At 73.7% G+C, this 15,054-nt stretch carries 13 protein-coding genes; 9 read left to right on the forward strand and 4 right to left on the reverse strand.

What is annotated here, in order from left to right:
• Nucleotides 1-11 precede the first annotated feature (11 nt).
• Together ACIQF6_RS00250 and ACIQF6_RS00255 are read right to left on the reverse strand one after the other, a co-directional pair.
• Entirely contained in the window at nucleotides 12-1,514 is a 1,503-nt protein-coding gene (locus ACIQF6_RS00250; RefSeq protein WP_400888220.1) for a pyridoxal phosphate-dependent decarboxylase family protein, read from the reverse strand.
• Nucleotides 1,515-1,678: 164 nt separating this feature from the next.
• Nucleotides 1,679-2,536 carry a siderophore-interacting protein gene (locus tag ACIQF6_RS00255; protein WP_400890055.1) on the reverse strand — a complete coding sequence of 286 codons (858 nt, stop codon included), beginning with the start codon at nucleotides 2,534-2,536 and terminating at the stop codon, nucleotides 1,679-1,681.
• Nucleotides 2,537-2,980: 444 nt separating this feature from the next.
• On the opposite strand from ACIQF6_RS00255, the gene ACIQF6_RS00260 reads away from it, so the two are divergent.
• The gene (locus ACIQF6_RS00260; protein WP_400888222.1) at nucleotides 2,981-5,032 is read left to right on the forward strand and encodes a penicillin acylase family protein; all 2,052 of its coding nucleotides are present in this window, start codon (nucleotides 2,981-2,983) and stop codon (nucleotides 5,030-5,032) included.
• Entirely contained in the window at nucleotides 5,022-5,636 is a 615-nt protein-coding gene (locus ACIQF6_RS00265) for a GNAT family N-acetyltransferase (protein WP_400888224.1), read from the forward strand. Before ACIQF6_RS00260 ends, ACIQF6_RS00265 begins: the two co-directional genes overlap by 11 nt.
• 36 nt (nucleotides 5,637-5,672) lie before the next feature.
• Here ACIQF6_RS00265 and ACIQF6_RS00270 read toward each other — a convergent pair whose 3' ends face one another.
• The gene (locus ACIQF6_RS00270; protein WP_400888226.1) at nucleotides 5,673-6,845 is read right to left on the reverse strand and encodes a LacI family DNA-binding transcriptional regulator; all 1,173 of its coding nucleotides are present in this window, start codon (nucleotides 6,843-6,845) and stop codon (nucleotides 5,673-5,675) included.
• Nucleotides 6,846-6,875: 30 nt separating this feature from the next.
• On the opposite strand from ACIQF6_RS00270, the gene ACIQF6_RS00275 reads away from it, so the two are divergent.
• From ACIQF6_RS00275 to ACIQF6_RS00305, 7 genes are all read left to right on the forward strand, one after another.
• Entirely contained in the window at nucleotides 6,876-8,510 is a 1,635-nt protein-coding gene (locus ACIQF6_RS00275) for an ABC transporter substrate-binding protein (protein WP_400888228.1), read from the forward strand.
• A gap of 117 nt (nucleotides 8,511-8,627) precedes the next feature.
• Nucleotides 8,628-9,575, forward strand: a complete 948-nt coding sequence (locus ACIQF6_RS00280; RefSeq protein WP_400888230.1) for an ABC transporter permease — start codon at nucleotides 8,628-8,630, stop codon at nucleotides 9,573-9,575.
• Nucleotides 9,572-10,495, forward strand: a complete 924-nt coding sequence (locus tag ACIQF6_RS00285) for an ABC transporter permease (protein ID WP_400888231.1) — start codon at nucleotides 9,572-9,574, stop codon at nucleotides 10,493-10,495. Before ACIQF6_RS00280 ends, ACIQF6_RS00285 begins: the two co-directional genes overlap by 4 nt.
• Nucleotides 10,492-11,496, forward strand: coding sequence for an ABC transporter ATP-binding protein (locus ACIQF6_RS00290; RefSeq protein WP_400888233.1), 1,005 nt, complete (start codon nucleotides 10,492-10,494; stop codon nucleotides 11,494-11,496). Before ACIQF6_RS00285 ends, ACIQF6_RS00290 begins: the two co-directional genes overlap by 4 nt.
• The gene (locus ACIQF6_RS00295; protein ID WP_400888235.1) at nucleotides 11,489-12,382 is read left to right on the forward strand and encodes an ABC transporter ATP-binding protein; all 894 of its coding nucleotides are present in this window, start codon (nucleotides 11,489-11,491) and stop codon (nucleotides 12,380-12,382) included. The genes ACIQF6_RS00290 and ACIQF6_RS00295 overlap by 8 nt, the downstream gene beginning before the upstream one ends.
• Nucleotides 12,379-13,476, forward strand: coding sequence for a C45 family autoproteolytic acyltransferase/hydolase (locus tag ACIQF6_RS00300; protein WP_400888238.1), 1,098 nt, complete (start codon nucleotides 12,379-12,381; stop codon nucleotides 13,474-13,476). Before ACIQF6_RS00295 ends, ACIQF6_RS00300 begins: the two co-directional genes overlap by 4 nt.
• Before the next feature lie 153 nt (nucleotides 13,477-13,629).
• Nucleotides 13,630-13,821 carry a hypothetical protein gene (locus tag ACIQF6_RS00305; protein WP_400888240.1) on the forward strand — a complete coding sequence of 64 codons (192 nt, stop codon included), beginning with the start codon at nucleotides 13,630-13,632 and terminating at the stop codon, nucleotides 13,819-13,821.
• Nucleotides 13,822-13,947: 126 nt separating this feature from the next.
• Here ACIQF6_RS00305 and ACIQF6_RS00310 read toward each other — a convergent pair whose 3' ends face one another.
• Nucleotides 13,948-15,024: an SDR family oxidoreductase gene (locus tag ACIQF6_RS00310; RefSeq protein WP_400888242.1), complete on the reverse strand. Its 1,077-nt coding sequence runs from the start codon at nucleotides 15,022-15,024 to the stop codon at nucleotides 13,948-13,950.
• Nucleotides 15,025-15,054 lie beyond the last annotated feature (30 nt).

Below are 15,054 nucleotides of genomic sequence, written 5' to 3' on the forward strand. Positions count from 1 at the left end.
GCGGCGGGGGTTCAGTCGGTGGCCCCGGCCAGGTGGCCGGCGGCGTGGCCCGCGAGCAGGTCGAGCACGTGCGCGATGTCGTCGAGCGTCGTCTCGGGGTTGAGCAGGGTGAACTTGAGGTGGTGCCGGCCGTCGACCCTGGTGCCTGCGACCACGGCCTCGCCGGAGGCGGCCAGCGCCTCCCGGGCGTGCAGGTTGGCGCGGTCGAGGTGCTCGCCGTCCGGCTCGCCGTCGGGCCGGTAGCGGAAGACGACGGTGGACAGCTGCGACCTGGTCACCACCTCGAAGCGCCGGTCGGCGGCGAGCAGGTCGTGGGCGGCCGCGGCCCGGTCGACCACCTCGTCGAAGAGGCTGCCGACGGCGTCCGCCCCCATGATCCGCAGGGTCAGCCAGAGCTTGAGGGCGTCGAAGCGACGGGTGGTCTGGAGCGACTTGTCCACCTGGTTGGGGATCCGCTGCTCGACCGCCCGGGCCGGGTTGAGGTAGTCGGCGTGGTGGGTGGCGTGCCGCAGCACGGCGCTGTCGCGGACCACCAGGGCGCTCGAACTGACCGGCTGGAAGAAGGACTTGTGGTAGTCGACGGTGACCGACCGGGCCCGTTCGATGCCGTCCAGCAGGTGCCGCCGGGTCGGGGAGACCAGCAGGCCGCAGCCGTACGCGGCGTCCACGTGCAGCCAGGCGCCGTGCTGCTCGCACAGGTCGGCGACGGCCGGCAGCGGGTCGATGGTGCCGAAGTCGGTGGTCCCGGCGGTGGCGACCACGGCCAGCACCGGCAGGTTCTCGACGCGGCAGCGGTCCAGCTCGCGGGCGAGTGCCGCGATGTCCATCCGGCGGTCGGCGCCGGTGGGGACGGTGATCACCGCGTCCGGGCCCAGGCCGAGCAGTTTGGCGGACTTCTGCACGCTGAAGTGCCCGGCCTCGGAGGCGATCACGCGCAGCCGGGGCAGCAGGGCGGTGCGGTCGGCGCCGGTCAGCGCCTCCTCGCGGGCCAGCAGCAGGGCCTGGAGGTTGGACTGGCTGCCGCCGCTGGTGAAGACGCCGTCGGCGTCCACGCCGAAGCCGATCCGTCCGGCCGTCCAGTCGATCAGGCGGCGCTCGATCAGGGTGCCGCCGGCGCTCTGGTCCCAGGTGTCCAGCGAGGAGTTGACGGCGGTGAGCACGGCCTCGGCGAGCAACGCCGGTATCACCACCGGGCAGTTGAGGTGGGCGAGGTAGCGCGGGTGGTGGAAGTACACCGCGTCGCGCAGGTAGACGTCCTCCAGCTCGTCCAGGGCCGCGGCCGGGTCCTCCAGCGGGCGGTCCAGGTCGATGTCCACGATCTCCGGGGCCAGCCGGTGCGGGGCGATCCCGCTGAACGGCCGGTCGGCGCGGGCGATCCGGTCGCCGACCCGGTCCACCCCGGCGGCCAGCGCGTCGCGGTAGGCGTCGAGCGTCCGGTCGTTGAAGAGGTGCTGTCGTGCGCGCACCGCGCTGCCGGCCGGACGGTTCTGGACGGCACGTCCCTGAAAGCTCATCAATTCGGTCCTCAACGGTCTCGGAACACGGAGGGAAAGGGGGGCCTGGGACGGGCGGGCATGGCCGTCCCGTCAGGAATTTAGGTAAGCCTATCCTAACTTTCTGACGCCGCGAAGGCCCGCCCCGGGCGCGGGGGCGGGCCTTCGCGAAAGCTGACGACAGATCAGGAAGCGGCTGCGGCAGCTCTTTCCGAGCGGAGCTGCTCCTCGGAGGCGCCCCGACGCCAGTACCCGGAGAACGTCACCCGGGTGCGGTCGACACCGACCTCGCGGACCAGGTGCCGGCGCAGTGCGCGGACGGCGGAGGCCTCGCCGGCCAGCCAGGCGTACGGGGTGCCGCCGGGCAGGGCGGCCGATTCGAGGGCCTCGGTCAGCGGGCTTCCGGCGGCGCCGGGTTCGCGGACCAGCCAGACGATCTCGGACCCGGGGCCGTGCGGCAGGTCCTGGATGTCGGACGGGTGCGGCACCTCGATCCAGGCGCGGACCACGGTGTCCGCCGGGAGGTGCTCCAGGATGCCGCCGAGGGCGGGCAGGGCCGTCTCGTCGGCGGCCAGCAGGACCCAGTCCGTGCCGGGCGGCGGCCGAAAGCCGACGCTGCGGTTGTCGGCGAACGCCGGGCCGAGCAGCACCGCCCGGTCGCCCGGGGCGGCGTGGGCGGCCCAGTGCGAGGCCGGACCGGCGGCGCCGGGCGGGTCGTCGGGGCCGGTGCCGTGCAGGGCGAAGTCCACGTCGACCTCGTCCGGGTCCCGCCGCTGTGCGCGGACGGTGTACGAGCGCAGCACGGCCCGCTCCGCCTCCGGCAGCGCCCGCCACGCCCGGTGCCAGCCGTCGCCGGTCCGGTCCGGCAGCAGTGGGGCGTCCTGGCCGGGGTGGGGGAGGAAGAGCGAGAAGCTCTGGTCCCGTCCGCCGGAGGCGAAGCCGGCCAACTGCGGCCCACCGAAGGTGATTCGGGTCAGTGTCGGGCCGAGCCGCCGGGTGCGCAGCACCCGGGCGTCGAAGAACCGGAATCGGCCGGCGACCAGGCCGGGGTCCTGGGGCGGGGTGGCGCTCGTCGGCGTTTTCCCGGGCGTGCCGGTGGGGTCGCCGCTCCCGCGGGCGGTCGGCGGGCCGCCGGGCGCCGGCGCGCCGTCGGCGGCGGGCAGGTCTCGGCGGGTGGGTCGACCGACGGTTCCGGATTGCGTCACGGCGTCTCTCTCACAGCTGCTCGGGGGTCGGGGCATGGTCGGACCGGCACCGGGCGCAGGGGCGGCGCGGCGCGGAACTTAGGTTAACCTAACCTGAGTTTCCGTCAGGGGTGCTCCTTCGACGCCCCCCTTCGACGCCCTCCTTCCCCGCCGCCGAACCCGGAGCCGCCGCGTGCCCGACACCACGTCACCACCCCCGCCGGGGCGGACGACCGACCACCCGGCCGCCCCTGCGAACCTCGCCCCGGCCCCCGCCCCGGCCGCCGTGGCGGTGGTCGCGCCGTGACCGCCCGGCTGTACCGCGACGCCCACGGCGTCCCGCACCTGCGGGCCGCCGACCCGCTCGCCCTCGTCCACGCCCAGGGCCGCAACGCCGCCGCCGACCGCGCCTGGCAACTGGAGGTCGAACGCCACCGCGCCCAGGGCACCTCGGCCGCCTTCCTCGGCCCCGACCACCTGGACTGGGACGTCTTCGCCCGGCAGGCCCGGATCGCCGACACCGCCCGCCGCTGCTCCGCCGCGCTGGACGGGCCGACCGCCGCCTGGGTCCGCGCGTACGTGGCCGGCGTCAACGAGGGGCTGCGGCAGCACGCCCACCGCGCCCCCGAGTTCGCCGCCACCGGGCTGGCCCCCGGCCGCTGGGAGGAGTGGACGCCGCTCGCGCTCTGGCTCTCCCACCACATCCTGTTCGCCGGCTTCCCCGGCAAGCTCTGGCGCGACAAGGTCGCCCGGGCACTCGGCGAGCACGCCGTGCACCTGTTCGCCACCGACGGCCTGCCCGCCTCCGGCAGCAACGGCTGGCTGGTCGCCCCCGAACGCACCGAGGCGGGCGGCGCGCTGATCGCCGGAGACCCGCACCGCTTCATCGAGACGCCGGGCGTCTACCAGCAGATCCGGCTCTCCTGCCCCGACTACGACGTGGTCGGCCTGGCCGTGCCCGGCGTGCCCGGCATCGCGCACTTCGGCCACACCGGCGGCGTCGCCTGGGCCATCACCAACTCCATGGCGGACTATCAGGACCTCTACCACGAACGGCTGCGCCGCACCCCGGACGGCGTCGAGGCGCTCGGCCCGGACGGCTGGCGGGCCGCCGAGGCGCACACCGAGACCGTCGAGGTCGCCGGCGCCGCGCCCGTCGCCGTCGAGGTGGTCGAGACGGCGCGCGGCCCGGTGATCATCGCGGGCGCGGACGGCGCCGGCGCGGCCGTCAGCCTCCGGTACCCGCCCCGGGTCACCGGCCGGCTCGGCTTCGAGGCGCTGCCCGCCCTGCTGCGGGCCCGCACCGTCGACGACCTCGACCGGGCGCTCGACAGCTGGGCGGAACCGGTCAACGTCGTCCTGGCCGCCGACACCGCCGGCGGCCTGCTGCACCGGGTGGCCGGCGCCGTCCCCGCCCGCGACCCGCGCAACCTGGTCCGGCCCGTCCCCGCCTGGGAGCCCGGCCACGAGTGGCGGGGCTGGCAGCCGCTGCCCCGCGCGGAGATCCGCGGCAGCGCCGTGATGGCCAACGAACGCGGCCTGGCCGGGCCGCTCGGCATCGAGTTCTGCGCCCCGCACCGGGCCGGGCGGATCGCCGAACTCCTCGCCGACGGCGCCGACTGGACCGCCGACCGGATGGCGGCCGTCCACACCGACACCCTGCTGCCCTCCGCCCGGCCACTGCTCGACCTGCTCGCGGAACTCCCCGGCCTCGGCCCCCGCGCGGCCGAGCTGCGCGACGAACTCCTCGGCTGGGACCGGCGGATGGCCGCCGACTCGGTCACCGCCGCACGCTACGCGGACCTGCGCTCGGCGGTGGTGCGCCGCTGCGCCGCCGCTCCCGAACTGGCCGTCCTCGCCGCACCGGACGACCTGCCGCCGCTCTTCGCGCCCTGGCTGTCGGCGACCGCCCGGATCGGCTTCGCCCTGGAACACGTCCTCGCCGGCGGGCTGCCCGGGACCGACCCGGCGGCGCTGGTCCGGGCCGCCGTCGAGGAACTCGCCGCCGCCGGACCGACCGGCGAAACCTGGGGCGACCGGCACCGGCTGTTCGCCTGGTCCGCGCTGCCCGCCGAGGCCGCCGAACCCGGCCCGGGCCTGGCCGGCGACCACGACTGCGTGCTCGCGACCTCCAGCGTCCCCGGCGTCACCGACGTCAGCGCCCGGGCCTCGGCGGCCCGCCTGGTCTGGGACCTCGCCGACCGGGAACGCAGCGGCTGGATCGTGCCGCACGGCGCCCACGGCCGCCCCGACCACCCCCACCACCGGGACCAGCAGCCGCTCTGGCTGCGCGGCGCGCTCGCCCCGGTGGTCACCGACTGGAACCGACTGACCGAGGAGCACCGTGAGCACTGACCGACCCCGCCCCGCCGTCGACCACCGCGCCCCGGGCGGCGCCCGGTACGAGCAGGCCGTCCCCGGCTTCGGCACCGTCACGATCCGCCCGCTCGACCCGGCGGGCGACGCCGCCGTGGTGCACCGCTGGGTCGACGACGAGCGGGCCCGGTTCTGGGGCATGGTCGGCCGGACCCGCGAACAGGTCCGGGAGACCTACGAGTTCGTCGACTCGCTGGACACCCACCACGCCTACCTGGCGCTGCGCGACGGGGAGCCCGCCGGGCTCTTCCAGACCTACCTGCCCGAGCACGACCCGCTCGGCGCGCACTACCCCGTCCAGGACGGCGACCTCGGCATCCACCTGCTGATCGCCCCCGCCGACGGCCCGCCCCGACCGGGCCACACCCGGGACCTGGTGAACGTCTTCCTCGCCTTCGTCCTCGCCGACCCGCACGTGCGCCGGATCGTCGCCGAGCCCGACGTCCGCAACGAGAAGTCGGTCGCCCGCCTGCTGCGCAGCGGCTTCGAAACGGGGCCGCAGCTGGACCTCGCGGAGAAGCGGGCGCAGCTGGTGCACCTCACCCGCGAGCGGGCGGAGAGCCGCGCCGGCGCGGCGGGTTGAGGTCTCCCGGCGGCGGGGGAGACGCGCCCCGGGGGCTCAGTGCGGGCGGGCGGTGGATCCGCGTTCGTGCAGGGTCGCGGGCACGGTCCTCGGGGGCACCGATCCCGGTTCGCCGGCCAGGCGTTCGAGCAGGAGCTCGATGGCGAGTCGGCCGGTGGCCTCGGGGGCGAGGTCGAGGGCGGTGATGCCGGGAGTGGCGAAGCGGGTCTGCTCGCTGTCCGATCCCGCGGCGACGAGCAGGCGGCCGGGGATGTCCCAGCCGAGGTCGATCGCGGTGCGGGCGATGCTGGCGGCGTGGCGGCCGGTGTTGGCGAAGATGGCGTCCGGCGGGTTCGGGCGGGACAGCAGCAGCCCGCCGACCTCGCCGCCGGCCGCCTCGCCGTGTTTCTCGGGGACCTGCTCCAGGATCGGCTCCTGGCCGTGCTCCTCGGCCCAGGACAGGTAGGCCTCGATCGTGTCGTGGTTCCAGGCGTTGTCGTCGGTGCCGGCGACGAAGGCGATCCGGCGGGCGCCGCGTTCGGCGAGCAGGTCGAGCACGCGCCGGGTCTCGGCGCGGTCGTCGGTCCCGGTCCACCAGAGGTGTTCGGGCCGGGCGGGGTCGCGGCCGGTGGAGACCACGGGCAGGCCCCGGTCGAGGAGTTCGGCCAGGACCGGGTCGCCGACGAACGGGTCGACGACGATGCCGCCGTCCAGGTTCAGGGCGGCGGGCACGGAGCGGCGGGTGAGGTCGGGCACGAGCATGAGCCCGAAGCCGTGGTCGAGCGCGGCCGTCGCGGCGGCCCCCGCCAGCCGGACGAAGTAGTCCACGCCCTGGAGCGTGTAGCCGATGGCGTCCAGCGGGCGGATGGCCAGGGCGATCACCCCCGTGCGGCCGCCGCGCAGGCTCTGGGCGACGGGGTTGGCCCGGTAGCGCAGCTCGGCGGCGGTGCGCAGGATGCGTTCGCGGGTCGCCGCCGCCACGGCGCCCTTCCCGTTGAGCACGTGCGAGACGGTGGTCGCCGAGACGCCGGCCGCCCGTGCGACATCGCGGATCGTCGCTCTCCCCGATGGAGCCATCACGCCCTGTCCAGCCTTTCCGGATGTTGGCGAAAAGATACCACCAAAACGATTGACCAAATCGTTTTGGTAGGTGAATCTACCAGTCAAGTCGGCCCACTCCGGTGCCTGCGACCCCCCGCGTGCGTGCCCGCCCCCGTGCCGCCGCCGCATGCCCCGGAGACAGGCCAGGAAGGACTCGAAATGCGCAGAAGAGCGTTTGCCGCCGTCGCCGTCGCGAGCGTGGTCTCGCTGGCCGGGTGCGGATCACCGGCGCAGTCACCGAACGCCGACCGCGGCTCCGCCGCGGGCACCCGCATTGACACCCCCGCCGCCGAGGCCGACGCGGACCGTGTGACCTGGAACGTGCCCTACGGCGAGCCCACCTCGCTGGATCCGCTCAAGTCCTACAACTACCCGGAGAACGAGGTCCTCTCGAACCTCTGCGAAAGCCTGATGCGGATCAACCCCGACTTCTCGATCACCCCGGGACTGGCCGAGTCGGTGGACCACCCCACGCCCACCACCTGGACGTACAACCTGCGCAAGGGCGTGCGGTTCTGGGACGGCCAGGAGATGACGGCCGACGACGTCGTCTTCAGCCTCAAGCGCCACCTGGACCCCGCCGAGGGCTCCTTCTGGGCCGCGGACATGCTCACCGGCAACATCGCGAGCGTCGAGAAGACCGGCGACCTCCAGGTCACCGTCACCCTCAAGACGCCCGACGTCGTCATCAACGACTACCTGGCGACCCCGCTCGGCGCCGTCACCCAGGCCGCGTTCACCCAGCAGGCCGGCGCCGGGTTCGGCACCCCGGACAAGGGCGTCATGTGCACCGGCCCGTTCCAGCTCACGTCCTGGGAGAAGGGCTCCCGGATCAAGCTGTCGCGCAACGACGCGTACTGGGACCGGACGCTCAAGGCGAAGGCCAAGGAGTTCGACTTCCGCTTCATCACGGACCCGGCCACCCTCACCAACGCGCTGAAGACCGGTGAGATCGACGGCACCTACGACGTGCCGACCGACGCCGTCGACCAGTTGTCCAACGCCACCAACGGCACCCTCTACCTGGGCAGGTCCCTGCAGATGGTGGCCGTCATCGGCACCGGCGAAGGCCCCTTCGCCGATCCGCGGCTGCGTACCGCCCTGCTGATGGCCACCGACCGCGAGGCCATCGGCAAGACCGTCTTCGCCGGCACCGCCGCGCCCCTGCGCTCGGTGATCCCCCCGGGCAGCTACTCCTACGGGTCCGCGGCGTACGAGGAGGCCTACGACAAGCTGCCGCCCACCACGGTGGACATCGAGGGCGCCAAGAAGCTGGTCGAGGAGGCCGGCCGGCCCAGCGGGCCGATCACCATCGCCTACCCCAGCGAGCGGCGCGTCTACGAGGACCTGCTCGCCGAGGTGCAGAGCGCCGGCAAGAAGATCGGCCTGGACATCCAGCCCAAGGGCGTGCCGAGCGCACGCTACGGCGCCTTCTTCTCCGACGCCGAGGCCCGCAAGGGCTACTCGGGCTTCATGACCACGAACTACTTCGACGTGGCCGAGCCGCTGGCCTTCCTGCGCAACCGCATCGACCCCGGCGCCCCCGAGAACTACGACAACTTCTCCGACCCCGAGGTCACCGCGCTGCTGGGCCAGGCCTCCGCGGAGAGCGACGACGCCAAGCGGGCCGAACTCACCGCCCGGATCGAGACGAAGTACATGGCCACCACCCCGTGGCTGCCCATCGTCGCCCCCTCGACGCGGCTGTTCATGAACAGCCGGATCACCGGAGCACCCGCCTCCTTCGTCTACCTGTACTACCCGTGGGCCGCGTCCGTGGGCTCCGCCAAGTGACCCGGTAGCACCCGCCCCCACCGCCCCTTCGGCACCTCCGCCCCCTCGGCACGCTCCGCCCGGGGCCGCGGCCCACCCCCGGCCGCGCCCCCGCACACCTCCCCACAGGAACAGCCCATGCTCGGATTCCTCGTCCGACGCCTGCTCGGGCTGGCCGCGACCCTGCTCGTCGCCAGCTTCCTCATCTTCGGTGCGCTCTACCTCGCACCCGGCAGGCCGGAGACCTTCCTCACCCAGGGGCGCTCGATCAGCCCCGAGACACTGGCCGCGATCCGCGCCCAGTACCACCTCGACGACCCACTGCCGGTCCGCTACTGGGACTGGCTCACCGGAGTGCTCCGCGGCGACCTCGGCCAGTCCCTGGTGTTCCGCCAGGACGTGTCGAGCCTGCTCGCCCCGCGCGTCGGCTCCACGCTGCTGCTCACGCTGTACGCCGCCGTGCTCATCGTCGTGTTCGGCATCCTGGTCGGCGTGGTGTCCGGGCTGCGCGGCGGCCGGCTCGACACCGTGGCACTGGTCGCCACCAGCACGGGCTTCGCCGTCCCCACCTTCTTCGCCGCACTGCTGCTGATGAACCTGTTCTCCGTGCAGCTCGGCTGGTTCCCCGTGTTCGGATCCGGCGAGGGCCTGGCGGACCGGCTCTGGCACCTCACCCTGCCCGCGATCGCGCTCGCCGTGCCGTCGGGCTCGGTGGTCGCCCGGATCACCCGGACCGCGATCGCGGAGGAGAAGGACTCCGAGCACGTCGCCACCGCGATCGGCCGCGGACTGCCCCGCTCCCTGGTCGTCCGGCGCCACGTGCTGCGCAACGCGCTCCTGCCGGTGACCACGATCGTGGGCGTCAACATCGCCGCCCTCATCGCCGGCGCGACCGTGATCGAGAAGGCCTTCGCCCTCGACGGCCTCGGCTCCGCACTCGTCGACGCCGTCAACCAGAAGGACTTCGCCGTCGTCCAGGCCATCGCGCTCGCGCTGGTGGTCGCCTTCGGCCTGGTCAACCTCGCCGTGGACGTGCTCTACGCATGGCTGGACCCCCGGTTCAAGCTCGGAGGGAAGCGCGCATGACCGACCGCACCACCCCCGCCGCGGACACCCCCGCCGCGGACACCCGGGCCGCCCGGCCCGGGGACCCCGCCCGCCGGAACCCGCTCGCACGGCTGACGGCCCGCCTGGTCGCCCGCGTCGGCATCGCCGGCACGATCGCCGCCGCCGTCATCGCCCTGCTGGCCGCCCTCGCGATCCTCGCCCCCTGGATCGCCCCCTACGACCCACTCCAGGTCGACCTCGCCCACACCTACCAGCCGTCCAGCGCGGAGCACCTGCTCGGCACCGACAACTCCGGCCGCGACCTGCTCTCCCGGCTGATCTGGGGCGCCCGCACCAGCCTGCTGGGCCCCTTCGTCGTCGTCACCGTCACCGCCGTGCTCGGCACCGCGCTGGCACTGACCGCCGCCTGGTTCGGAGGCCGCGTCGACGGACTGATCTCCCGCCTGCTCGACCTGCTGTTCGCCTTCCCCAGCCTGCTGCTGGCCATCATCGTCATCGCGCTCTACGACCGCGGACTGCTCCAGGCCTCCCTCGCGCTCGCCGTGGGCTTCACCCCCTACACCGCACGCGTGCTGCGCAGCGTCTCCCTGCGCGAACGCATGATGCCCTACATCGCCTCCGGAGAGATCCAGGGCTTCTCCGGATTCGTCATCTGCGTCCGGCAGATCCTGCCCAACATCACCCCCCAGATCCTCACCGGCGCCACCATCAACTTCGGATCCGCCATGATCGAACTCGCCGCCATCTCCTTCCTCGGGCTCGGCGTCCAGCCGCCCGCGGCCGACTGGGGACTGATGGTCTCCAGCGGCCAGGCCTCCCTCGTCAAGGGCTTCCCCCAGCAGTCCCTGTACGCCGGCCTGATGATCGTCATCACGGTCGCGGCGTTCAGCGTCCTCGGCGAACGCCTCGGCGGACGCAAGGCCGGAGGCCGCGCATGAGCCCGCTGCTGCGCCTGGACGCCCTCCACGTCACCCTGGACGTCGACGGCGAGCGACGCCCCGTCCTGCACGATGTCTCGCTCGACGTCGCCGCGGGCGAAGCCGTCGGCCTGGTCGGCGAGTCCGGCTCCGGCAAGTCGATGACGGTGCGCTCGATCCTGCGGGTGCTGCCCCGCGCGGCCCGGACCTCCGGACGCATCGAGTTCGACGGCACCGACGTCCTGTCCATGCCCGCCAAGGATCTGCGGCACCTGCGCTCCCACGAGATCGCGGTGATCCACCAGGACCCGCGCGCCGCCATCAACCCCGTGGCGACCGTGGGCGACTTCCTGATCGAAGCACTGGTCGCCAACCACCACGAGAACCCGCGCCAGGCACGCGCCCGCGTCCAGGGCATCCTGTCCGACGTCGGCATCGCCGACGCCCCGCGCCGCATGCGCCAGTACCCGCACGAACTGTCCGGCGGACTCCTCCAACGCGTCGTGATCGCGGCCGCGATCGCCGTCCGCCCCCGGATGATCCTCGCGGACGAGCCCACCACGGCCCTGGACGTCACCACCCAGTCCGAAGTGATGGGCATCCTCGACGAGATGCGCCGCGAACACGGCCTCGCCATGCTCTTCATCACCCACGACCTGGAACTGGCCGGCGCGGTGTGCGACCGGATCGCCGTGATGTACGCGGGATCCGTCGTCGAGGAAGCCCGGCCGCAGGCACTCGAGGACCGCCCCCAACACCCCTACAGCCGGCTCCTGTTGGACGCCCGGCCGCGCATCGACCAGGCCGCCGACCGCCTGGAGGTGATCCCGGGCCGGCCGATCTCGGCCTTCGAGGTCGGCCCCGGCTGCGCCCTCGCGCCGCGCTGCCCGTACGCCCTGCCGCAGTGCACGGCCACCGCCCCGGCCCTGCGGCCGGCCGGCGAGGGACGGGTCAGGTGCCTGCGCAGCGAAGAACTCCAGCCCGTTCTGCGACGTTTGGACCCGGAGGCGCGCGATGCCTGACCACACCCCCGCCGCGACCCCCGCCGGGCCCGGCTCCACCCCCGTCGTGGAAGTGGCCGAGCTGCGCAAGGTGTTCCGCGTCCGCCGCCCCGACGGCCGGGGCTCCGCCGACTTCACCGCCGTGGACGGCGTCGGCTTCCGGGTCCGGGCCGGCGGAGCACTCGCGATCGTCGGCGAGTCCGGCTCCGGCAAGTCCACCGTCGCCCGGATGCTGGTCGGCCTGGAGACCCCGACCTCCGGCAGCATCACCGTCCTCGGCCGCTCCCGCACGGCCACCCGCGCCACCGCGGCCGAACGGCGCCGGCGCGGACGCGAGATCCAGATGGTGTTCCAGGACCCGTACGGATCCCTCAACCGCCGCCGGACGGTCCGCGACGCCCTCGGCGAGGTGATCGACCTGCACTTCAAACCCGCCCGCGACGAACGCGAGGAACGGATCAACCGGCTGCTGGAGGACGTCGGCCTCGACGAACGGCAGTCCCGCGCCCTGCCCTCCGCACTGTCCGGCGGACAGCGCCAGCGGGTCGCCATCGCCCGCGCCCTCGCCGCCGACCCGCAGGTCCTGGTGCTGGACGAAGCGGTCGCCGCACTGGACGTGTCGATCCAGGCGCAGATCCTCAACCTGCTCGCCGACATCCGCGAACGCACCGGCCTCACCTACCTGTTCATCAGTCACGACCTGTCGGTCGTCCGGCAGATCAGCGAGGAGGCGATCGTCATGCGCAAGGGCCGGATCGTCGAATCCGGCCCCACCGCCCGCATCCTCGACGACCCGCAGCACCCCTACACCCGCATGCTGCGCCGATCGGTGCCCGGCCCCGGCTGGAAGCCGCGGCGAATGAGCCAGGACGAGCGCGACGCGCTCGCCACGGAGGAGACATCGTGACCACCCCTACGGTTTTCCGGTCGGCCAAGGCAGCCCCCGGCGATCGCGGGCAGCAACTGGGCAAGGCCTTCCCCGACCGCATCGCGCGGGCCGGCGCCTTCTACGACCGGCTCTTCGCCGCGGCGGGCGCCGAGCCCCGGGACGTCACCGACTGGGCCCTGCAGGCCTTCGAGCACATCGGCGCCTGGGCCCCGGACCTGGCCGAGGAGATCGACGGCATCGCCCGCGGCGCGGGCCTGCCGCTGTGGCGGATCGCCGCGCTCAACGCCCGCACGGAGATCGTCGGACGCTTCGGCCGGACCCAGCACCCGGAGTGCTCCACCGTCGTGTACGCGCCCGCCGACGGCCGGCCGCCGGTCACCGCCCAGACCTGGGACTGGCACGACGGCATGCGCGACGGCTGGTTCGTCTGGACCGTCGAGCACCCCGACGGCCGGATCGTGCACACGGTGACGGAGTTCGGCATCGTCGGCAAGATCGGGGTCAACACGGCGGGCCTGGGCCTGCACTTCAACATCCTCGGCCACACCTCGGACAAGTCGGCCGCGCCCACCGGCCCGTGGATACCCGTGCACGTCCTGGCCCGCCGCATCCTCGACACCTGCGCGAGCGTCTCCGAGGCCGCCGCCCTCGCCACCGGCACACCGGTGGCGGCATCCAGCTCACTGACGCTGGCCGACCACGCGCACGGGCGGACCACCGCCGCCGCGATCGAACTCAGTGCGGCCGGATCGGTGCTGCTGCGCCCGGACGAGGACGGCTTCCTGCTGCGGACCAACCACTTCGTCGACCATGGCCTCGCGGCCGGCGAGGTCCTGGGGGCCGAGGACCCGGGCACCTACCGGCGGATGGACGTCCTGCGGGAACGCACGGCGGCCGTCACCGCACCGGACCGGGAGAACCTCGTCGAGGCCCTCACCTGCCATGTCGACGAGGGCGCGGAACTCTGCTGCCACGCCCAGCCGGACGCGGCGCTCGGCAAGCGCTGGGAGACGCTCGCCACGGTCTCCCTCGACGTCGCCGCCGGAGGACTCCTCGCCCACGCGGGCGGACCCTGCACCTTCCCCCTCGCGTCCTGGGCCGAAGTGTCCTGACCCGCACCGGCCGGGGGCGGTGACTCCAAGAACGTCTACGCGACCCTGTGGACCGAGTGCCGCTGGTGGAAGATCATCGGCTGGGCGGCGCCGCCCAACGGCTGTCGGATCTGGGAGCCCAGCTCCTACAAGGTCACCGCACCGGACGGCACCGTGTACCAGGGCGACTTCCCCGGCGCTTCCGGTTCGAGCTCGGCCGCGTCGGAGAGCAGCCGGTTCCCCTGCCAGGAAGGCAGCTGGACGGTGTGGAGCTACTACGGCGTCCAGATGAAGGACATTCTCGGCAACTGGGGCAGCAGCGTGGCCGGCACCCACGAGGGCACCTTCACCGTCCACTGCCCCTGACCAAGCCCGGTTTCACCGGTGTGGCCCGGCCCTCGGAACCGTCGAGAGCCGGGCCGCACCGCTTCGGTCCGCCGACCGGCGGCCCGAGGACAGGCGCACATACGCGCCGGCCGGGCGGACGGTCCGCTAGGCCGCCGGGCTTGCCGCGGTGGCGGGCTCGTGGTGCCTGGGGCCGGGGACGATGCGCTTCTGGAGCAGCCAGGCCATGTCGTTCGCGAAGAGGGAGCGGGCGGCGGCCGGGTCGATCTCCGGCACGCGCAGGCTCTCGGGCAGCGTGGAGGCGGGGAAGGCGTCGCCGTCGCCGAGTGCGAGCGCGCTCACGTAGAGGTTGCCCAGCGCCCGCCGCACGGACCGCCGGGTGGTCTCCCACTGGGGGTAGTCCGTCAGGTCGGTGGTGAACGGGTCCAGCAGGGCGGGGCGTTGGAAGGGCAGGCCGGCGGCGGTCACCGAGGCGCCGAGGACGTCGATCCATTCGGCGGCGGTCAGGGCGGCCGGGCCTGCGGTGGCCCAGTACTCGCCGGGCAGCGGCGACCCCTCCACGGCCAACCGGGCCAACGCGTTGACGGCGGCCGCGACATGGTCGCGCGGGACCATGTCCACCCGCTGGTCGGGCCGGGCGAAGATCGCCGGCAGCCCGGCGGCGATGAACATCATGATCTGGTGCATGTTCTGCAGCTCGGGCATCGCGCCGTCCAGCGAGTCACCCATGACGATCGAGGGACGGATGATCGACCAGGGTTGGGTGCAGGACCGGATCCGATCGTCGGCGGCGGCCTTCGACCGGTGGTAGGCGGACGGCCGCGAGGAGCACACCGCGCCGACCGAGGCCTCCCGGGCGGCCTGGGTGTGACGCGCCGCGAAGGCCGTCGACGCGTAGAGCAGCGGGCTGCCGGCCGCCTCGGCGAGGGCGACCATCTGTGCCGCGCCGCCCTCGTTGACCGCGTGCAGGTCCTCGGCGGAGGCGGTGTAGCGGACGTTGCCGGCCAAGTGGACGATCACGTCGGCCTGTTGGGCGAGTGCCTTGAACGCGGCGGCGTCCAGCCCCAGCCGCGGGGCCCGCAGGTCGATACCGACCTGCCGGCACGGAAGGTCGATCGGGCGGCGTCCGGTCAGGGCCACGATTTCGAACGACTGGGCCAGGGCCGGAACCACGGCCGAGCCGAGGACTCCTGAGATCCCGGTGACCAGGGCGACGGGTCGCATGAAGGCTGCTCCACTTTCTTTCGTTTTCGC

This window comes from Kitasatospora sp. NPDC092948 (assembly GCF_044754805.1).
GTDB lineage: Bacteria > Actinomycetota > Actinomycetes > Streptomycetales > Streptomycetaceae > Kitasatospora.